Annotated in this window: 4 protein-coding genes; all 4 read left to right on the forward strand. The window is 37.0% G+C overall.

What is annotated here, in order from left to right:
- Nucleotides 1-134: 134 nt before the first annotated feature.
- A complete protein-coding gene (locus tag BLW20_RS14440; RefSeq protein WP_091102976.1) occupies nucleotides 135-599 on the forward strand; it encodes a hypothetical protein in 465 nt (154 codons plus the stop codon).
- Nucleotides 600-655: 56 nt separating this feature from the next.
- Nucleotides 656-925 (forward strand): hypothetical protein, encoded by a 270-nt coding sequence (locus tag BLW20_RS14445; RefSeq protein WP_091102980.1) that lies wholly within the window; start codon nucleotides 656-658, stop codon nucleotides 923-925.
- 218 nt (nucleotides 926-1,143) lie between these two features.
- Nucleotides 1,144-1,827, forward strand: a complete 684-nt coding sequence (locus BLW20_RS14450) for a hypothetical protein (protein ID WP_091102981.1) — start codon at nucleotides 1,144-1,146, stop codon at nucleotides 1,825-1,827.
- 1 nt (nucleotide 1,828) lies between these two features.
- Nucleotides 1,829-2,242, forward strand: a complete 414-nt coding sequence (locus BLW20_RS14455) for a hypothetical protein (RefSeq protein WP_091102984.1) — start codon at nucleotides 1,829-1,831, stop codon at nucleotides 2,240-2,242.
- Nucleotides 2,243-2,521 lie beyond the last annotated feature (279 nt).

Consider the following 2,521-nt stretch of genomic DNA (forward strand, 5'->3'; position numbering starts at 1 on the left):
CAACTAATTTTGCCCTATTTGAAAGATTGCCCGTTTAGTAGTGATTTGTTTTAAATAACGAAGTTCATGTCGTAGGATATGAAAATCATCAAGGAGGAATCATATCCAAATATTGGAAAAACGGAATAGAGTCAGTGCTTTCTCATATAGATACTACTACCTATGCAAAAAGTATTTATGTAGACCAAGACAATGTTTATATTGTAGGCTATACTGATGCTATTGGTGAAAGAAGTTTTAAGCTGTGGAAGAACGGCGTGCCGACAAAATTAATTTCAGGAGAAAGAATTAATCGTGGACTTGACTTAACAGTAGAAAACGAAAATGTTTATGCAGCCGGATACGAACAAGTGGGTGATAAATATGTTCCGAGAGTTTTTAAAAACAACGAATTGCTGCCTATTCAACATACTGCATCCGGACACACCTACGCTTTTGCCGTACAGGTTGTTGATGAAAAGGTGTATGTTTTAGGAAGTGAATATAGAAATGGCAAACAAGCAAATATCATTTGGGAAAACGGCAAAGAGATTGATTTCTTATCTGTTGAATCTGGTTATTCTGAATTTCAGTCAATGATAGTTGTTCCTAAAGAGTAATATTCTAAAGTAGTTGTTATTCCACCACAAATTTTGTTTAAGATTAGAAAAATCAAATGAAAAATATATCCTTATTATTAGTCGGCTTTTGTGTTTTTTTCATTTCCTGTTCCAAAGATGATGAACCTACGCGAATTTCAGATGCAGAAAGCATTGTCGGTGTTTGGAAATTTGTAGAAGTAGTGATTTGGAACGAGAACACCAAAATAATTGCGTCGTCCGAAGAAGTACAGCCCTGTTCCGGAGAGGATACTTATGTTTTTGAATCCAACGGAAGATGTGCATTAGAAACCCACTACAAAAAGGGGGGAGGATTCTGTCATTAAAAATAGATGACGGGAAGCAACCGGCATTTGCTATTTTTAAAATGGATGACGGCTACTATTACCGCTTCTTTTCAATAAAGAACAGCGAAAGCTATACCTTGTTCCATTGGAGGAAAAAGAAGGTCACGACTTGATTTGTGTAGAGGGATGTACCTTGTTGTTTGAACTTTTAGAGAAATAAAAACGAATAAAGATATTGAACTAAAAAAAGAAAAATTATGTTTTTTGTAATCAGTAAAATAGAACAAGGAACTTACCAAAATGATAAGTTGAAAAATCCTAAAAACGGCAATCCTATAGTGTTGCTTGTTTTGAGGCAATTGACTCGCACGGCACTTTTTAATGTACATTCTAAGAAAGCATTTGGCGAATTCTGGGATGAATCCACACAAAAGAAAATTGCCCGTCGAATTTGGACACCCGAAATGAAAGCTTTTGCCCAACAAAAAATTACCGAAACTGCGAAACCACCTTATATTTTCAAACTTACGATTGTAGGATGGATATTTTGCCTGCTGATGCTTACCGCTATGGGAATGATCGTTTATCAGGAAGTCAAACCGCCATTGCCAAAACCTGCCGAATATGTAGCTATGGAAAAAGCTCCTGCTGTGGGAGATATTTATTTCGGACATTATGAAATATATAAAGAGAAAGGGACTCCGGTAGGTGCCGAAATCGGCTTTGGTTGGTTCAAAATTACAAAAGTGGACGGAAGCGATTTTTATCTCACCAAAAGTACCGATATGAGCAAAACTTCCAAGCCAAAAGAGCAAATGAATAATAGCGATTTTGAAGCCGACGATCTGCCCGTAGTACAGCTATCCGAACAAACCGGTTACAATATCCGATTCAAGTCAGCCGATGGCTTAACGGAAATATACATCACAGATAAAAAATAACATGACCACAAAACGAATAATGGGTATTGTAGCCATCGTGATTTTAGTAGTCGTAATAGGGTTTATTTTTATTCTTTATGCTACGATAAAAACAAAATCCACCAGTCTCAACAATTATGAACCTTTCAAGGAATGGGTTGGTAAAACCGTGACATTAAATAAGGAAACGGTATTGTTCAAAGAGAAAATCCGTATGAACTCAAACAGCAGTTATCCGTATATGCTGTTAGACAGCCTGCATCCACAGTGGCGGTATGTAGAAGAACAAAAAGCAATTGGCGATATAGAAGAAATTATGAATTTTCCGGCAGGTAGTATTGAAGTTGGAGATAGCAATCCAATATACGAACGGCGTTTCGGGGTCGTCATACCCAACGATTTTCGGTACGATTACTGCTCATGGAACGGATTATAAAATTGGCTATCAATGGGGAGCAATGGATATAGGCAAAAGCTTTGACAAGATCGAAAAATGCTGGTTTTTTCATCAGGCACCGTGGCAGACCTCTGCTGACAGGAATTTCTATGCGTTACCAACGGCTAGTTGGTGGTAAATATTCAATTCATAAGAGGTGTTGTTACAATGATTAATTAAACAGAATCATTAGCGTCCGATAAAAACTAATTCTCAGATTCCCCTCCTTACATTTGACTGATTGTTAGATGTTTAGTTTTTCATTTTCGCCGAATTTCA

The sequence above is a fragment of the Paenimyroides marinum genome (genome assembly GCF_900108395.1).
GTDB classification, from domain to species: domain Bacteria; phylum Bacteroidota; class Bacteroidia; order Flavobacteriales; family Flavobacteriaceae; genus Flavobacterium; species Flavobacterium marinum.

What these genes read in the sequence shown, in the direction of transcription:
- BLW20_RS14450 (WP_091102981.1), top strand. Translation starts at nt 1,144, where the DNA reads ATGTTTTTTGTAATCAGTAAAATAGAACAAGGAACTTACCAAAATGAT.
- BLW20_RS14445 (WP_091102980.1), top strand. Translation starts at nt 656, where the DNA reads ATGAAAAATATATCCTTATTATTAGTCGGCTTTTGTGTTTTTTTCATT.
- BLW20_RS14455 (WP_091102984.1), top strand. Translation starts at nt 1,829, where the DNA reads ATGACCACAAAACGAATAATGGGTATTGTAGCCATCGTGATTTTAGTA.